The sequence below is a fragment of the Mesoplasma syrphidae genome, assembly GCF_002843565.1.
Lineage (GTDB): Bacteria > Bacillota_I > Bacilli_A > Mycoplasmatales > Mycoplasmataceae > Tullyiplasma > Tullyiplasma syrphidae.
The window spans coordinates 1-18,508 of the sequence record NZ_CP025257.1 but is presented as its reverse complement, the minus strand read 5'-3'; the positions used below and the strand labels follow the sequence as shown (position 1 = coordinate 18,508).

The window sequence follows — 18,508 nt, the reverse complement described above, 5'->3', positions numbered from 1 at the left end:
TTTTTTTATAATTAAAATTTTATTACTCTTCATGTGGATACTTATATTTTCACTTGTTTCAATAAGTTTTGATTTTTTAAGATTTCTTTAGAAATATTAAATTCTGGCTTTGGTTTTTCAATATTGTATGAAATTGATAGTAAATTGACTACATTTTCAATGTTAGGTTTCAACTGATCAATATTCAAAGTATTTTTCATATTTTTTTCATATTTGCTTTGTATTTTTTGAAGCAGCTTATAGATTTCTTTTGTCAATTTGTTATTAAATTCAGAAATATATTTCCAATTAATTTCTTGTGATGCTTTTTCAATTTCATTTTCTATATTTAAACGTAGCTGCGCATTATTAATAGCATTATACTTACACATAAGTTTTTCAGCTTTGACCATTTTTCCTTTGTTCACAGCTTTCTTACCATTTTTCATTAGCTTTTCTTTTGCTTTGGCCTCTGAATCATTTAATGAATCTAACTTAGTTTTCAATTTCAGTTCTTTAATAATTGTATCTTCTACAGATTTTAATTCAATTAACTCTTCTTTTGTAAATACTTTGCTTACTTCAATCAACTCATTTTTTAAGTTTTTCATTTCATTTTTTGATAAAGCAACGCCGCTTGCCTTATTTGCAGTAATAATTAATTTATAAATTGATTTTGAAAGAGCGTTCATTGATTTTTTTTCAGATTTTCTTTCTTCATGCAGCAAAATACCAAATCCAATTCCAGCTCCTAGCGCTACAATACAAGAAAGAATATATAGTAACCCATTTGCCACATTTGAAAGTTGACCTGTACTAGCAGCAATTGATCCTGTTGGATCTAAAATAGTATTTTGGAAATATCCAATAATCTCAAAAAGACCAATTCCAGTTCCAATTCTTTGAGTTACTCCAAAAGCTCCAGCAAAACAACCAGCAATAAATGCGCCGATTACACCAGCTATTAAAGGTCTTCTTCTAGGCAAGTTAATTCCATATATTATCGGTTCTGTAATTCCCAACAATCCGACGGGTACATAAGATATCGCTTGTCTTTTTAACTGAGCATTCTTAGTCATAATTATAATAGCCACCAATGCTCCAATTTGAGCGTATACCGATATAGACCCACCAAGTCCAAAAGTTCCATAACCACCAAGTCCAGACTGAGCACTGGCCATACTTTGAACCATTCCTACTATACCTAATGCTAAATGCATTCCTAAAACAACACACACCTGTCATAGTGCAGTATAAACACCCAATCCAATCCCCAAAGGTGCTTTACCAATATAAAACATTATTACTGATAGTATACCCTCAAAAAAGTTTCAAACTGGTGTAAACAAACCCAATGCAAAAAATGAACTTAGTAAAATTACTAAAAATGGTCTAGTCATAAGTTCTAGCATTGGATGAACTCATGTAATAATTCAATCATCTAACTTTTTGGCTACAAAAATTGCAGCAATGATGACAAATATCTTGATGTTTCCAGGAGTTATTGAAATATTTAAAAGTCTATTTAATATTAATTTCAACTGAGGATCTGCAACATTATCAACATTACCTAAGGAAAGAATAACTCATTCTCCTCCTAAACCAAGAGCACCTCCACCAGCAAATAATAAAGGTGAACATAAAATTACACCTAATGGAACTGCGATTGCTCCTCGCAATTTAAAATACTTTGAAGCAGAATAGGCAATTGTAATTCCAATAAACATACCAGCTGTTTTACCAATACTAAACAGCAAAAATCATCAAACGTCTGCGCCTTTTAATGCTAATATTTGACCAATTGTTCCTGAATTGATTGCAAATGATGGCATTACTTCTGTCAGAGTTAAAATTCCAATAATAGCCTGTATAATTCCGGCTCCTACCATTGCAGGAATTACGATAGTCATTATGCCACCAAACATTGCTAGAAAAGCTTTAAACGGGGGAAGTTTTTGCTTGGCTTCTAAATTAAATTCAATTTCAGATTGTGATTTTTGCTTATTATCCAAATCGACAGCATTTTTGACATTATAAACATCTTGACCTATTATTACTTGTAACTCATCGCCATTTCAGATTGCACCCTTGGAAAGTGATAACGATGTGATTGCATCAATATTAACCTTTTTTTTATTTTTAATTTTGAATCTCAAACGCGTCATACAATTGTACACTTCATCATAATTACTGCTACCACCAACAAATTTATTTATTTCTTCAGCTGCAGTTTCATATTTATTTTTTCGTAAGAAAAAAGCTGTCGGAGATTTGGGAACTACATCTTTAATTACCTCTTTTTCTGACAACAAAATAAACTCACCAATCAGATCTCCTTGTTTAACATTTTTTGACTCATTTAATAAGTTAAATTTGTAATCTCCTTTTTCCGAATTAATTGTTACCGGGCATGCCACATTTAAATTAGCATTTATAATACTTTTAATGTCAACATTTACAACTTCGGTTTTGTTTGTAACTACATCATTGACATTGATTATTTGCTTGAAGGGCTTTCCACCTAAAGCCACAGTGTCTAATCCAATATGCATTAAAATGCTTATACCATCTGATACTTCAAAGAAATAGGCATGTTTTGTTTCTGTAACCAGCGATAAACTTCCTTTTTCAATCGGAGAGTAAAAAGTAGCATTTTCAGATTGATTTGATGTTATATAAAACCCATCACCTAGCATTTTTTCACTAAAAACACCATCGTTTAGATCTTTAATTAAACCTATTTCACCATTTACGGGGGCGTATATTTTTATAATACTATTTTTCATATTTTTATCCTTTCATAATTAAATAATATTTTTAAAAGAAGTGCAAAATAAGAAAAAACATATTTAAAAAAGTACTTTCAAATAGAAAAAGTACTTTATATCTTTTATATTAGTAAAAACAATTTTATTAAAAAATAATTGACTTGTAACTTTCTGAATAACGGTTGGTGCGGAAAATAATCCGAATCAATATTTATAATTATTGTATCATCATTGGCTTTTTTTTCAAACTTTCACAATTGTGATTCAGAGCAAAACACAAGTGCTTTGACTCCCTCAATTCCGGTTACCATATCATAAAGTTCCACTTCAGTTTTTGTTCCATTGCCTGCTACAAATAAAACAACTGTATCTCCACTGCTAATTGTGTTAACTTTATCAAACATGTAAGTAGAAAGTCGTCTTGATAATAAAAAGATGTTTGATATTTTAACTGATAACAGCTCACAAAAATACTGAGTCTCATCTAAAAGTTGAGGAGCACCCAAAACAAAAGTATTGTTAGATTTTTTAATGATGTTTGATATTTTAACTAGCTCTTCATTATAAAGTATTTGATCTTTAAATGTCTTAATAGTTGATCGTTCAAATTCTGCTAATAGATCAAAATCATCAACCTTATCAGGTAAATTCGCGCGCAAATTATTAGATTCAATTTTTAACGTTGTAATCAATTCACGATATCCACTACATCCCAAGTGTTTAGCAAAAACTGTAACAGTTGATTGAGAAACAAAGCAAGCGTCAGCTATTTCCTTCAAACTTAAAAATTTTCCGGTCAAGTACGAATTGTGAAGTGATCTTGCAATTAAGCTGCCTATCTTATTTTCTTCTTCCTTAATATTTTCAATTCTATTAATAATTTTGCTCATATAACTCTCTATCTATAGTAATATTTTAAACAAAAATGCCTTCAAATTTATTGCCTTTAAAGTAAAATAAGATTCAGCAATAAAAAAATTTACATATCAAAGACAATTTGCCGTTTTTAATTCTTTTTAAAACTTTGTAATTTTTATATATATATCTTTAAGTTTAGACTAAAAATCTTTAGCAATGGCTAAAGATTTTTGTTTTTAGGTAATGTTGTTTCCATTATTCTTAATTAATTCTTCATATCAATATGAAGACTTTTTACGATAACGTTTTAGATCTCTTAAATCTTTTTCATCACGATTTACAAATATAAATCCATAACGTTTTTGAAATCCCTCATGTGTTGAAACTAAGTCCATTGCACTTCAGGGATTAAAACCAATAAACTCCATTCCTTCGGAAATTGCTTTTCGCATTTCAATAATATGATCTTTGTATCATTCAATTCTATAATCATCATTAACAGTCATATCAGAATTTAGCTCTTCGCGAACACCAATACCGTTTTCAGTCAATAGCATAGGTAAACGATATCTTTCAAAAATTTCTCTTGAAGTAACTCTAAATCCAACTGGATCTATTGATCAGCCAAATTCAGTTTTGCCTAAATGCTCATTTTTCGCATCCATAAACATATTAGGAATTCCCAAACCTTGTTGTTGATCAGATTTTTTTGATGTTGTTGATTCATTGTTTCAAGCCTTAACTGTCATTGTGCTGTAATAATTAAATGCCACAAAATCTGGTTTAGCGGCTTTAAGAATTTCATCATCACCATCACGAATTTCCAAGTTAAATCCAAGTTCATCCAATCACTTAATAACAATTGGATTATGTTCTCCACGAACGGGAGCATCTAGTCAATATCATGATCTAAAAACTGCTGCAGTTTGAGCTGCCAAAACATCTTCGGGCTTACTTGATGCAGGATAAACTGATGATATATTTGGAGCGGGCCCAATTAAACATTTCGGAAATGTTTCATGTAATTCTTTCATTGCCAATGCTTGCGCTATAAACAAGTGATGGCCAATTTGAAAGGCTTCTCCAATTGTGTATTTTTTATCAGTTGGACTTAAAAAGTCTTGACCAAACATATTCATTAACACTAAAAGATTTAACTCATTAATTGTCAGTCAGTACTTCACTTTTTTTCCATAGGCTTTGAAAATAGCTTTTGCAAACTTCATAAAAGCCGGAACTGTGACATCTCTGTTTAGTCATCCACCTTTTTTTTGCAATTCTAAAGGCAAATCGAAGTGATACATAGTAATAATTGGCTCTATATTTGCATCAAGCAGTTCATCAATTACTTTATTGTAAAAATCGATACCACTTTGGTTAATTTCCCCATCGCCATTAGGAATTATTCGCGTTCATGAAATAGAAAAACGATATGATTTGAAACCCATTGCCTTCATCATTGCAATGTCTTCCTTATATCTATTGTAAAAATCTGATGTTACTTTGAAGTCACTTATTTCTGCAGTACCTTCATGCAAATCTTGAACAGACATACCTTTTCCATCTTGATTTCAACCACCTTCGCATTGATAAGCTGAACTTGAGGCTCCCCAAAGAAAACCTTCAGGAAATTTTTTCAAATTTTTAATTTTCATAATGAAACTCCTATTTATTATTTATATGTCATATTATGGATCAACATTATGCAATGTGAATTAATTCTAATCATTAAAAAAGTACTTTTAAAATTTAAAAGTGAGGAAGCATAAAATGCACAATAACTTTATAATCTTTAGAAATATAAATCAGTACAAAATCCAAAATAGTACGCATTATTAAAAATGAGATTCCAGAAAACATAAAAGTTTTATCGGTGATTAGAAAAATAATTATCAATAAAAAATATAATAATTAAAAAGCACAGACAATAAGTCATGTGCTTTTTAATTATTTAGGCTATAGCTGAATATGAACATCTAAGCAATCACATCAAAAAACTCATTTGATGCTTATATTCAATCTGCGGTACTAAATTTTAATATCAGTTAATCCTCTTCGAATTCTTGATTTTCTTCACCGTTTTTACGATATTGTAGTGTAACTGCCTTAATTTCATTTACACCAGATAATCTAATTCCACGAACACCAGCAGCTGAGCGACCCAATGTTGGAATATCAGCGACTTTAGATTTAATTAAGTTACCATCACTTGAAATAATTAAAATTAAGTCCGTCTCACGAGCAGCAATAATTGCTTTGAAATCTCCAGTTTTTTCATTTAGATTCATGACTTTAATTCCTTTACCATTACGTCCAGAAATACGATATTCTAATAAAGCTGTTTTCTTAAAGTTTCCTCTTGAAGAAATTGTTGTAATATTTTCAATTCCAAACGATGAAACAGCACCAACAACAATGTCATCAGTGTCAAGTTTAATTCCTTTGACTCCAGATGCTGTTCTTGACAATGGGCGAACAATATTTTCATTGATTCGAATCACTTTTCCTGATTTATTAGCAATAAATACTGAGTCTTCACCAGTTGTTGGCATTACTGTTATCAGCTGATCGCTTTCTTTTAAAGTAATCGCAATTTTTCCATTTTGATTAATACTATCGAATAAAGATATATCTGTACGTTTGATCATTCCGTTTTGAGTAATAAATGTCAAATATTTAAATTTCTCTTTAACATTTCTCAATGGCAAAATAGCTGTGATTTTATCTTCATTTGTCAGTCCATTTAAAAAGTTAACAATTGGCAACCCACGAGCTGTTCTTGAGTATTGTCGAATATTGTATGCTTTGGTTCTAAAAACTTTTCCAGAATTTGTAAAGAATAAAATTCAATCTCGCATTTTTCCCATTGTTGCAATTGAGATTGGGTCGTCGTTAGCTGAATTAACACTAACACCTCGTCCACCACGTTTCTGAATTCTAAATTCTTCAGCGTCAACACGACGAATATATCCCTGCTCTGACAAAAGAATCATTGTTTTTTCATCAGGAATTAATTCCTCGTCTTGAATATTCATTACTGATTCACTAATTGTTTCTGTTCTACGATTATCACCAAATTTAAGAGCAATATCTGATAATTGTTCTTTAAGAACACGATTTTGTTCTGCCGTATCGGCAATTAAGAAGTTTAAATATGTAATTCTCTCCTGAATCGCTGCCATTTCTTCTGCAATTTTTTCGCGTTCTAAACCAACCAAACGTTGCAGACGCATATCCAAAATTGCCTTGTTTTGCTCATCATCAAAACCAAACGTTGCAGTCAATTGTTCTTTTGCTTGATCGGAAGTTTTTGCATTTCTAATAATTGCTACGACTTGATCAATGTTACTTAGTGCTTTATGTAAAGCACCCAAAATATGATGACGCTTGTCCAATTTGTTTTTTTCGTAAATGCTTCTTTTAATAATGATCGCAATTTGAAATTCGACATAATTTTTTATAATCGTTTTTAAGTCTAACAACAATGGAATGTTATTATGTAATGATAATAAGTTAATAGAATAACTAGATTGCAGGTTCGTATATTTATATAATTTCGAAAGAACAACATCTGGATTAGCATCACGTTTTAAGTCAACAACAATACGAATTCCTTCGTAATTAGATTCATCACGCAAATCTGAAATTCCATCAATTGCCTTATCCTTAACAAGTTCAGCAATTCGTTCAATAACCTTTGCCTTATTAGTTTGATACGGAATTTCGGTAATAATTAGACGTGAATGACGATCATTTTCTTCAATATCAATTTTTGCACGAATAATTACTCCACCACGTCCAGTTTTATAACCTTCACGCATTCTTGCACCATTTGTCATTAATGCTCCTGTTGGAAAATCAGGTCCTTTAATATGATTATTTAAAATTTCATCAATTGTAATTTCGTTATCATCAATATATGCAGAAATTGCACTAACAACTTCTCTTAAATTATGAGGTGGAATTGAAGTTGCCATTCCTACAGCAATACCCATTGCGCCATTAGCTAGTAGGTTAGGGAAATATCCTGTCAAATAAGCTGGCTCTCTTTCAGAAGCATCATAATTATCAACAAAAGGTACTGTATCCATATCAATATCTTTAATAATAAAGTTAGACACTTTTGACAGCCTTGCTTCTGTATAACGCATTGCCGCTGCGCCATCGCCATCAATTGAACCAAAGTTTCCATGACCATCAACTAATGGATAACGATAAGAAAAGTCTTGAGCCATTCTCACCATTGATTCATAAACAGCAGAATCACCATGAGGGTGGTACTTACCAATAACTTCCCCAACAATACGAGCTGACTTTTTATGTGGCTTCTCAGCAGTAATTCCCAAATCATTCATCGCATAAATAATACGACGGTGAACTGGTTTTAATCCATCTTTTAAGTCTGGTAAAGCACGCGAAACAATAACACTCATAGCATATTCTAGGAAGTCTTTTCTAACTTCAGCTGAAATATCCATTGGTTTGATCGTACCGTGATTATGTTCTATTTTATTTTCGTTACTCATTTTTACACCTACATTCTATTGATAAGCAACAACTAAAAACTATTTTTTAAAACCATGATAAATTGAATCTTGAGCATATAAATCTTTAATGTCAAAACGTTCTCTATAGTTTTTTGTATCCCCAGTTTCAATTGCTTTAATAGCTTCTCTAGCTGATTTATGAGAATCACAAACAATTAACTGTGGTACTTCTCCCTGATTTAAAGCATCATAGTAGAATGCTCCAGTAATCATTTCATTAATTCCCAAACCAGGAATTTCTCCATGTAAAATTCCTTGTTTAAATCTAAAATCAGAAATGATTGGGAACAGATATTTCTTTTTGTTAGCAATAGCTTGTTGAACAACTAGTCCAAATTCCATATGAGTTCCTGAGTCTCATCCATCAATTTCTAAAATTACATAATCAGCATCAGTTAAACCATCAAAATCCATTTCAAAAATTGCTTTATTTGTTGGTCTTTCTGTTTGGTTGGTATCAAAATCAACAGGATTTCCAATTCAGAAATCAGGGAACATTGCTTTTAGGGCAGCTCCTTCGTTTTTTCTAGCGTCTCATTGTGCTTCTGTGAACATGCTTCCAGCATTATAAATTACTTTTTGATTATTTCTCATATTTTTTCCTTTTCTTTTTTTGACTACTAAAAGTCAATATTTTCAACAAATTCAGCATTTTCTTGAATATAGTTTTTACGCAATTCAGGGTCTTCTCCCATTAAGTCGGAAAATACTTCATTAGCAACTGCAGCATCTTCAAGATCAATTCTTAACATTGTTCTTGTTTCTGGGTCCATTGTTGTTTCTCATAATTGCATTGGATCCATTTCTCCAAGTCCTTTATAACGCTGAATTGTGTAACGACTACTATTAAATTCATTAGTTTTTAATTCTTCAAGTTCGGCATCTGAATATGCATAAGCTACTTTTTTCCCAGACTCAATTTTGTATAAAGGGGGCTGAGCAATAAAAATGTTTCCGTTTTTAACCAAATCCTTCATATAACGGTAAAAGAATGTCAGTAATAAAGTTCTAATATGGGCTCCATCAACATCCGCATCGGTCATAATAACAATTTTTCCATAGCGTAATTTTGACAAGTCTAAATCTTCTTTAATACCGGTACCAATTGCTGTAACAATTGACTTGATTTCATTGTTTGCAAAAGCACGAGCTTCAGCAACTCTTTCAACGTTTAAAACTTTCCCTCTTAATGGTAAAATTGCCTGAAATTTACGGTTACGTCCAGTTTTAGCACTTCCTCCAGCAGAATCCCCTTCGACCAAGTATAATTCAGCAATTGTCGAATCCTTAGATTCACAATCAGCTAATTTTCCTGGCAACGAAAAGGTATCTAATGCAGATTTACGGCGAGTTTCCTCACGAGCTCTTTGAGCAGCAATACGAGCTTTTTGAGCATTTGCATTTTTATCCAAAATTGATTTTGCATCTTCTGGAGATTTCAATAAAAATTCTTCAAATGAATCTCCGACAACTGCATCAACTGCTTTTTTAGCATCCGGATTTGCCAATTTAGTTTTAGTTTGCCCCTCATATTGGGGATCAGTATGGCGAATTGAAACAATGCATACCATTCCTTCTTTTATATCGTCTCAAGAATATTTACTTGGCGATTTTGTACCTTTGGCAACTTTTTCAGAATAACGATTAATTACACGAGTCAAAGCTTGACGTAAACCATCCTCGTGTGACCCACCCTCGTGAGTATTAATATTATTTACAAATGTAATTAAATTTTCTTGATACTCAGCATTGTATTGTAATGCAACTTCAACTTCAATATCATCATGTTTTCCATCAATATAATAAACACTTGGATTGATTTTCGTTTTTGTTTCATTTTTTTCTTTAACATAATCTAAAATTCCATTTGGAAAATGATACTCGACTGCTTTATCAATTCTTTGATCAGTCAGATGAATTTTAATTCCTTTATTTAAATAAGAAAGTTGTTTGACCTTATTCCTGATTGTTTCATAATCAAAAGTAACTGTTTCTTGAAAAATCTCTGGATCTGGTTTAAAGCGAACAATTGTTCCTCTTTTATCAGTTGTTTCAAGAATTTCTAGTGGCGACTGTTTTGTTCCACCTTCACTAAAAATTTGATGATAAACATTACCCTCACGCATAACTAAAACATCTACATACAATGATAAAGCATTTACAACTGATGCTCCAACTCCGTGCAGTCCTCCAGAAATTTTATAAGAGTCAGAATCAAATTTTCCACCTGCATGAAGTTGAGTAAAAACTAACTCTAATGCAGATTTTCCTGAATCTTCTTGAATACCTACTGGAATTCCACGACCATTATCTTCAACGATAACTTCGCCTTCTTTTGTAATAACTACCGAAATAGTATTTGCTTCACCAGCCATTGCTTCATCGATTGAATTGTCTAAAATCTCTCAAACTAAATGATGCAATCCAGTTTTTGAAGTTGATCCGATATACATTCCGGGACGTTTTCTAACAGCTTCAAGACCTTTTAAAACCTTAATCGATCCTGCTCCATAATGTTCTGTCATATTATTCACCCTTTTTTTCTAAATAACTATATTAATTATATCTTATTTTGAATTTAAAAGGTCATTTTAGGTGTTTTTACATTAGCCTAATAAAGATAGTGTTGCCAAGCTCAAAAAGCCACATATAGCAAATTTTATGGCAATTATGTGATTTGCCCATTTTTGTATAAAATTTTAACTCTTGCTAAGTTTTAAAAAAAATTTCAATTACTGCAAAAATATAGTCCAGAATAATTTTCCAATATAGTAAATTGCTTGATAACAATGATGATGACGCTGTGATTATGAAATCTGCTTCTTGAAATTTTCCTCCCATTTTTGAGGAAACGAAAACTGCTGTTTGAGCATTTTTAGTTTTTTTGGCGGTTTCAAATAACTTCTGGGCGCTAGCATTTTCGTTTCCCGAAACAAATAAAATAACTAAGTCGTTGGCATTTATTTTATAAGTAGTATCATCGCCAAAAAAACTTGGATTATAAATTCGAGTATTTTCCTGGTGCTTTACAATTAGACTATGAAAAAATTGTGCCTCATTTCAAGAATTGTGAGCAGAAGCAATATGCACAGTTTGAGCGGACTTAATTTTCTTAGCTAATTTTTCAATATCGCCCATAACCTTATCTAAATCTGCAATTGTATTTTTTAATAAGTCGTTTAGCGTTGACAAATCATGAACTTCAGAAACATATGAGGGCTTCACATTTTCGCATTCTACTTGCAAACGCAAAATCACTTCATTATATCCCTTGCAATCAACTTTTTTAGCAAATTTTGTCAATGTGGCTTGGCTTATGAATAACTTTGCTGCCATTTTTTTTGAAGATAAAAACTTTTTTTGTAAGAAGTTTTCAAAAAGTTGAACTGCAATATTCTTATTTAATGATTCTTTACTTTCATCCTTAATAATGATTATTTTGTTAATTATTGAGTTCATACCAAACTTCTCCTTTTATATAAAAAATTATACTTAATGTTTTTGCAAAAAAAGGGTTTTGAGCAAATAAATGTTATTATTAAAAAAATGGAAATGAGAATGAGTTTTATATGGAAAATTTTAAACATTATTCAAAATTATTGAATATAAGAAAAACAAGATTTGTTGGCCATGAAGTTTCAGAAATTGATGCGACTATCTTAAAAATATTTAACGAAAATAATGAGGAAGTAAATTCATTAATGGGTAAAGGATTTATTATTTTTGATCAGACTCCATTTTATGCAATGGGTGGCGGACAAGATAGTGATAAAGGATTTTTGATATTTAATGAGATTAAATTTGATTTGGAAGAGGTTCGTAAAGACTTGATTTATGGCTTTTATATTCATCAAATAAACACAAATAATTGTGAATTAAAAGTTGGTGATCAGTTGCATTTAAAAATTGACCAAAAATATCGAGACTGCTCATCAATTAATCACTCAGCTATGCATATAACATGACAAACTACTTTGAATGAAGTTGGCCATTATGTTGAAGAATTGGGTAGCAAGCTAAATAATGAAAAATACCAAATTCAATTTGTTGTGGATGAAACAATTACGGAGGAACTAATTTTAACAGTTGTTGACAAAATCAATAAGCAAATTATTCCTCAAGACATTAAAGTAAACATTTTCCAAGTTACCCAACAAGAAGCGATTGAAAAAAATTATTTGCTTGAGTTTACAAAACTTGTTGGCGACGAAATGGTAAGAATGGTAGAATTTCCTGGAATCGTAATAGAACCATGCAGCGGAACTCATGCAAAAAGGACTAAAGAACTTGGAAACATATGATTTTTAATTTACGATAAAAATTCGAAACGAATTTTGTTAGAGTTGACAGCAAATGAGCAATATGCAGCTAAATTTTTCAATGAAAAGCTAGTTGATCGTTTTAGCGAAATCAAAGCATTCATCAAAAAAGGATTAAGTTATGGTATAAATTACGATTTTTTAAAAATTTTAACTCGTTGTGAGCATCTAATTAAAATTTGAAATCCACTTTCAATTAAAGAAATTAATTTAATTTACAATGATGTGACTATGCTTGTAAATAAATTTTTAAAAGAGCGTGAAGCTGAGATGACTAAAAATTTGGCCTCTGAAGTTTTACCATTTGAAATTATTAATAACAAATTCAAGTTATTTTCTTTAAGCGGTGAAATGTATAGTAATAAAATTTTGCTACCTAAAGTAACACAAGAAGCAAGCGTGGAAAAAAATCTTGTTATTGTTATAACAAACAAGCATCAAAATGGAGCTAACGCAATAATTATTCGCAATAAAGAATTAAATATTGATCTTAAAGAATTGAGCACTAATATAATTATGCCAAAAACAACTTTTAGAGGTGGAGGCACTAGTTCAATGATTCAGCTGACTTCTCAAAGTCCAGAAGACATCGAAACTATCAAAGAAATATTATTATCTGAATAAAAAAACACTTCACTGCAAAATTTTGGATCAAAAAGACACTAAGCAATTAGTGTCTTTTAATATTAACTTTGAAATAAACTTTGCATAGTATGGTTGAATTTTATAAAATGTTAACTAAGTGGTTAAATTTAAATAAGTATTTATTTGTCTTTAATAATGAAACTAAAATTTGATGGCATTCGCTTTAAAAAAATAAATCCAAATTGTAGTTACTCTACAATATCGGAGTTCAAGCACGATTGTTTTATTGCGGATTCGCATTACTAAGTATCAAATTAAACTACTTTGAATATGCATTATAAAGCTTAATAAAATCATCAATTCCAATTGCTTCAGGACGCAAATTTTTATTGAGCATAACTTCATCTAAAAGTTTATTAGCTTGCTCTTTATCGTTTGTCAGCATAGACAAATTATTCAGAATCGTTTTGCGCTTATTGTTAAATAGTTTTCTAACAAAAGCTATAAATTTTTCGTTGTCTTTTACTAGATCATTTTTCTCATTTTTGAACGTTAATGAAATAATGGCCGAGTCAACTTTTGGAATTGGTCTGAACATTCCTTTACTAACTGTAAATTCATACTTTTTGTCTGCAAAAAACTCTGCAGCAATTGATAAATTATTGTAGTTATTTTCTCCCTTATTTGCACAAACCCGTACTGCAACTTCTTTTTGCATCATAAAAACCGCTTTTTCCAAATAGCTATGCAATTTAAACGTCTTAAATAAAATTTCACTTGTAATGTAATATGGCATATTAGAAATAATTGAAACTTTTTGTTGCGGCGAAGTTCGATAAGATTTAATTAGTTCCTCAAAATCAACTTCAAGAACATCAGACAAGAAAAAAATAAAATTATCATTTTGAATTTTATTTTTTAAAATTGGCTCCATGTCTGAATCAATTTCTATTGCAATTACTTTAGAAAATTTTTCAACTAACTTTTTTGTTAATGCCCCAGTTCCTGGTCCAATTTCAATAATTAATTGATCTTGGTTATTTCCTAATGTCGCAATTATTTTATTAATTAAATTCTCATCACTAATAAAATTTTGACCGAATTTTTTCTTTGCCTGTATTTCCATTTTATTCTCCTAATATCGCCTTAATATCTTCTACATTCAAATTAATTCAATTTAATCACTTAAATAAAGTTTTTGAACTAATTTGTTGATTTCAGCCATTTTTTTTGCAAATAATACTGCGATTTTCTTTTAAATAAAAATCATTATCTAAATATTGTTTTCAAGTTAAAGACTCTTTTGTCTTGTCGAAAATTACTAGGTCCTCAAGTGCTTTTTTAATAGCTACTTCATTTGCTTCTGCAACTCCAATTTTTTTACTATTAAATTCAATATTTTCTTTGGTAATAAAGGCATTTACAACTTTTCCATCTAAAAAATTAATTATACGCTCACGGATTTTTTTGCCCGGACCATCAGGGTCTGTAAAAATAATAACACCAATTTCGTCATTTACTTTTTTAATAAATTCTAACGTCTCTTTGCTCAAACTTAATCCTTGAGTCTCAATTGTTTTCAAATTCTCGCCATAAATCTTTTTAAGTTTCTGAGTATCGGATTTGCCTTCAACTATGATTATTTGTTTGATTTTTTGTTCATTCATATCGCATTTCCTTTTTAAGTACTTATAAAAATGATAAATTATTATTATAAATATAACAATTAAAGGGGTAAATTATGAGTAATAAAAGAATTGGAATTGTTTTTGGTGGTGAATACACAAGAATTATTTCCAGCGAAAGCGGAACGCTTTATGATGATTTATCATTAGTATGCTGAAATGATTTAACAACCGAAGTTGTTGTATTAGGTAAAGATGCTAAAAAAATGATAGACAGAGTTGACAAACCTTTACGTGTTGTAGCACCTTTAGAAAACGATGAAGTACAAAATTTGGAAATTTTTAAGGACATGGTTAAAGTTATTTTGGATAATTTTAAGGTTCATTTTCAAGGAGCGGAGTTGATTATATCTGCCCCAACAATTGAAAATGAGCAAATTCAAAAAATTATTTTAAACATTATTGATAATTTTAAATATGATTCCGTTGAATTTGTTCCAAAGATTTTCCTTGCAGCTGTTGGTGCAAATACTGATATTGATGATGAATATGGAACTATAATTTTGGATATTGATTATTTTAAGGCAACTGTAGCTGTAATTGCAGAACGAGAAATTTTGGCATATAAACAGACAACTTTTGCGGAAAAACATTTAGATGATTTGCTTATTCAAATTCTGAAAGAAAATTTTGGTCTAGTCGTAGAACAAGAGATTATTGAGAAAATTAAATGATCACTTGGCTCAGTTATTAAACTACGTGATGATTTAGAATTAATCCTTAATGGAAGAGATATGATTACAAACGAACGTCGTACTGTTACTGTTAATGATTCGGAGTTTAAGAAAATTTTTACCCAAATTTTTACAAGTTATAAGGCATTGGTGACAACGGTATTGGAAAGTTGTCCAATGTACATTCGTACAAGTATTATTAAAAATGGGATTAAAATAACCGGTGAATTGGCAGGAATTATTGGGGTTAAGGATTTCTTCGCTGACTTCTTTGATGTTCCAGTTAAAACAGCTAAAAATCGTGGATATGCCGTTATTGATGGGGCTTTAAAGTATAAAAAGATTCAATAACTGGTATCAAGATTAAAAAATACAAGTTGATAAAAACTTGTATTTTTTTAATTTCCTAAATATGTTGGTAAAACAACTTGCTTTAATTTATCATTTCTTTGCTTACTAATTACAACAGGTCTTGTTGGATTAACAAATTGTAGTTTAATTGGTTCGTTATCAAAAGTTTTTAAAGCTTCTAGTAAAAATTTAGAATTAAAACTAATAACCAAATTTCCTGTTCCTTCAAGTTTAAAATCTTTAAACTCTTCTTCGTAATTCCCAACTTCAGATACGGTTGATTTAACATAAATACTATCATCTTCAATTCGCAAATTGATAATTTGTGGCAACCCATCATCATTTGGTAAATCTGCTCTGTTTAAGGTTTTCAAAAGTTTTTTAGACTCAACAAAAATAACCGCTGAAAATTCTTGTGGAAATGCTGCACTTACATTTGGAAACTGCCCATCAATTAAATTTGACTGAAATAAAACATTATTAATTACAAATGTTACATACCCCTCTGAAATAACAATTTTTAATTTTTCAGCATTCTCCAATAACTTGGGCAATTCCAAAAGAGTCTTATATGGAATTGTTATATTAATTTCTTCAGTTTCTTTATCAGTTAGACTAATTGTTTTTTGACTAATTCTAAACAAATCCGTTGCCGAAAAAATTACACTTTCGTTAGTTACATGAACATTCAACCCTGATAACGATAATTTTTTGCTTCATTCATCAATTGAAATTAAAGTTTGTGCCAATGTGCGCTTAAATTCTTGACCATCAAGTTCTAAAATTGTTCCTTTTTCTCTAAAACCTAAACTTGGATAATCTTCGGCATCCAAAATGTTAATGTTAAACTCTGAAGACGTTGTTGAAATTCGTAACTCCGAATTTTCTACAGCTGTAAAATTCACATACTGATCATCTAATCTTCTTAACATTTCAATTACATAGCGTCCCTTAATTAAAATTTTACCTGGCTCATTTATATCCAAATCTGCATTATTATTTGTTAAAACACTTTTAAAAGACAAAACAGTATTTGTTGAAATTATAGTCAATTTATCCATTGTCAATTCTAAAAAAATTCCCCCGATTGTTGGGTTTGGGTTTTTGAGATCCAAAATTTTATTGGCTTTATAAATTTCTTCTAGTAAGATTGCTCTATTAATTGAAAATTTCATTTTGTATACTCCGCTTTATTAAAAATATTATCTCACAAATATTAAGGACATTTTATGCAAATCTCAAGTTTTAGTAGCAAGACCTATGCGCTATTTCTTATTACATTACTATACTTTATTAGTATTATGATGTGGATATGTGGATAACAAAATATGAGTAAGGCAGTTAATGAAAATTTTAAAAAGTTTTGCCCACAAAAAAAAAAAAAAAACTAAAATCTTATTTCGATAAGATTTTAGTTTTCAAAACTTCAACAACCAATTTGAAATTTTTATCAGTATTCATTAAATTTTCAATTTTATTAACAGCATTAATTACTGTTGTATGATCTTTGCCTCCAAACTCAGTTCCGATTTGTGACAATGAGTGATTTAAAATATTTTTAACTAAATACATTGATAAATGGCGAGCATTGGCAATATTTGCTGTTCGAGCTTTACCATCAATTGATTTAACAGAAACACCATACTTTTCACCAACAATTTCCTTAACTTTTTTAACATTCAAAATTCCCAAATTTGCTGTTGAGACATCTTTGAACAGTGTTGATATAACATCCATATCTATTTCTTTAACAACTTCATTTTGAATTCCTCAGAAACTAATTTTAGAAATTGATCCCTTAATTTTACGAACATCATCGGCATAATAAGTTGCCAAATAATTTAAAGCTTCATAAGAAATTGACTGCCTAATTCCTTGAATTTTAATTTCTGCTTTAGTTATTAAAACTGCTGTTTCAAAATCCAAAGTTTTAATTGAAGTTGTTAATCCCATATCGAAACGAGTAATAATTCGCTTATCAAAACCATTTAAATTATCGGGAGACTTATCACTTGAAAAAACCAATTGCTTATTATTTTCAATAAAATGATTAAAAATTGTAAAGAAAATTTCATTTGTTTTTTCCTTTTTTGCCAAAAATTGAATATCATCAATTAAAAGAACATCATATGACATTAGTTCCTCTTTAAAAGATTCAATTGCATCGTGATCTTTATACAATACATCAACAACACGCTTAATTAATGATTCGCTAGTCAAAAACAAAGTTTTTAACTCAGGTTTTTTGTCAGTTACTTCATTATAAATAGCCTGCAATAAATGAGTTTTTCCAAGTCCCGAATCACCATAAATAAATAAAGGAATGTACTGCTTTCCAGGATTATGAGCAATCATTTTTGAGGCAAGAAATGCTTGCTTATTGCTTTCACCCTCAATAAAATTTTCAAACATCGCAGAGTATTTTTTAGTAGCAAATGGTGAAACAGGTTTTGATGCGACAACTTCTTTAAGTTGTTTTTGATTTTCTTTATATTGAGCTGCAGTAATAAAATTAAAAATTACCAAATGACCCAAATGTTTTTTGATTGCTTTGACAATGACATCTTTTAAAGGAGTAATAACTCTAATAGCAAACTGTGATTTTACAATTAAGTTATATTCGTCTTGATCGTTTTTAATTAACTTAGCAGTTGTAATGTAATCGTTATAAACTTCTTCATCGACAATTTCACTTGTTGAAAGCGATTCTTTAATTTTCAATCATAATTCAGTTTCATTCAT

At 30.1% G+C, this 18,508-nt stretch carries 13 protein-coding genes; 2 read left to right on the top strand and 11 right to left on the bottom strand.

The features are described from left to right. Nucleotides 1-41: 41 nt before the first annotated feature. From CXP39_RS00065 to CXP39_RS00035, 7 genes are all read right to left on the bottom strand, one after another. Nucleotides 42-2,765 carry a PTS glucose transporter subunit IIA gene (locus CXP39_RS00065; RefSeq protein ID WP_027048312.1) on the bottom strand — a complete coding sequence of 908 codons (2,724 nt, stop codon included), beginning with the start codon at nt 2,763-2,765 and terminating at the stop codon, nt 42-44. A gap of 104 nt (nt 2,766-2,869) precedes the next feature. Next, nucleotides 2,870-3,637, bottom strand: a complete 768-nt coding sequence (locus CXP39_RS00060; RefSeq protein ID WP_027048311.1) for a MurR/RpiR family transcriptional regulator — start codon at nt 3,635-3,637, stop codon at nt 2,870-2,872. Nucleotides 3,638-3,841: 204 nt separating this feature from the next. Beyond that, the gene (locus CXP39_RS00055) at nt 3,842-5,260 is read right to left on the bottom strand and encodes a glycoside hydrolase family 1 protein (RefSeq protein WP_027048310.1); all 1,419 of its coding nucleotides are present in this window, start codon (nt 5,258-5,260) and stop codon (nt 3,842-3,844) included. A 390-nt stretch (nt 5,261-5,650) separates the two neighbouring features. Beyond that, the gene (gene gyrA / locus CXP39_RS00050; protein WP_027048309.1) at nt 5,651-8,131 is read right to left on the bottom strand and encodes a DNA gyrase subunit A; all 2,481 of its coding nucleotides are present in this window, start codon (nt 8,129-8,131) and stop codon (nt 5,651-5,653) included. 39 nt (nt 8,132-8,170) lie between these two features. Beyond that, on the bottom strand, nt 8,171-8,746 hold the full coding sequence (locus CXP39_RS00045) for a nucleoside 2-deoxyribosyltransferase (RefSeq protein WP_027048308.1): 576 nt from the start codon (nt 8,744-8,746) through the stop codon (nt 8,171-8,173). Nucleotides 8,747-8,772: 26 nt separating this feature from the next. Then, nucleotides 8,773-10,677, bottom strand: coding sequence for a DNA topoisomerase (ATP-hydrolyzing) subunit B (gyrB, locus tag CXP39_RS00040; RefSeq protein ID WP_027048307.1), 1,905 nt, complete (start codon nt 10,675-10,677; stop codon nt 8,773-8,775). Between the two features lie 184 nt (nt 10,678-10,861). Further along, nucleotides 10,862-11,611 (bottom strand): MurR/RpiR family transcriptional regulator, encoded by a 750-nt coding sequence (locus tag CXP39_RS00035; RefSeq protein WP_027048306.1) that lies wholly within the window; start codon nt 11,609-11,611, stop codon nt 10,862-10,864. Nucleotides 11,612-11,721: 110 nt separating this feature from the next. Between CXP39_RS00035 and CXP39_RS00030 the strand changes: the two genes are divergently transcribed. Then, a complete protein-coding gene (locus CXP39_RS00030) occupies nt 11,722-13,095 on the top strand; it encodes an alanine--tRNA ligase-related protein (protein ID WP_027048305.1) in 1,374 nt (457 codons plus the stop codon). A gap of 280 nt (nt 13,096-13,375) precedes the next feature. On the opposite strand, the gene rsmA is transcribed toward CXP39_RS00030, so the two are convergent. Together rsmA and rnmV are read right to left on the bottom strand one after the other, a co-directional pair. Then, entirely contained in the window at nt 13,376-14,182 is an 807-nt protein-coding gene (gene rsmA, locus CXP39_RS00025; protein ID WP_036256378.1) for a 16S rRNA (adenine(1518)-N(6)/adenine(1519)-N(6))-dimethyltransferase RsmA, read from the bottom strand. 1 nt (nt 14,183) lies between these two features. Continuing rightward, nucleotides 14,184-14,723, bottom strand: coding sequence for a ribonuclease M5 (gene rnmV, locus CXP39_RS00020; protein ID WP_027048303.1), 540 nt, complete (start codon nt 14,721-14,723; stop codon nt 14,184-14,186). Between the two features lie 74 nt (nt 14,724-14,797). On the opposite strand from rnmV, the gene CXP39_RS00015 reads away from it, so the two are divergent. After that, nucleotides 14,798-15,766, top strand: a complete 969-nt coding sequence (locus CXP39_RS00015; RefSeq protein ID WP_027048302.1) for a rod shape-determining protein — start codon at nt 14,798-14,800, stop codon at nt 15,764-15,766. Nucleotides 15,767-15,813: 47 nt separating this feature from the next. Here the strand turns inward: CXP39_RS00015 and dnaN are convergent, their stop codons facing one another. Continuing rightward, nucleotides 15,814-16,941 (bottom strand): DNA polymerase III subunit beta, encoded by a 1,128-nt coding sequence (gene dnaN, locus CXP39_RS00010; RefSeq protein ID WP_027048301.1) that lies wholly within the window; start codon nt 16,939-16,941, stop codon nt 15,814-15,816. A 220-nt stretch (nt 16,942-17,161) separates the two neighbouring features. Then, nucleotides 17,162-18,508, bottom strand: coding sequence for a chromosomal replication initiator protein DnaA (dnaA, locus tag CXP39_RS00005; protein ID WP_027048300.1), 1,347 nt, complete (start codon nt 18,506-18,508; stop codon nt 17,162-17,164).